Source organism: Paraburkholderia sp. SIMBA_030 (assembly GCF_046535245.1).
Taxonomy (GTDB): domain Bacteria; phylum Pseudomonadota; class Gammaproteobacteria; order Burkholderiales; family Burkholderiaceae; genus Paraburkholderia.
The window spans coordinates 1-265 of record NZ_JAWRXB010000733.1 but is presented as its reverse complement, the minus strand read 5'-3'; the positions used below and the strand labels follow the sequence as shown (position 1 = coordinate 265).

The following is a 265-nucleotide window of genomic DNA, read 5'->3' as shown; positions in this document are numbered from 1 at the left end:
CTGAACAACGACTTCCAGTTCATCGAAGTGGGGCGTAAAGACCCGAAGAAAAAGCTGCTGCGCCAGCGCAAGAAAGAGTTCGTCGAAATCTACGAGCCCTTCAAGCCGCAGCAGTCCGTGGAGCAGGCGCACCGCTGCCTGGGCTGCGGTAACCCGTATTGCGAGTGGAAGTGCCCGGTGCACAACTTCATCCCCAACTGGTTGAAGCTGGTTTCCGAAGGCAACATCCTGGCGGCGGCCGAGCTGTCGCACCAGACCAACACCC

1 pseudogene is annotated in these 265 nt (G+C 59.2%); it reads left to right on the top strand.

The features are described from left to right. Nucleotides 1-265, top strand: a pseudogene (locus tag SB772_RS41895) (NAD(P)-dependent oxidoreductase); the annotation flags it as partial.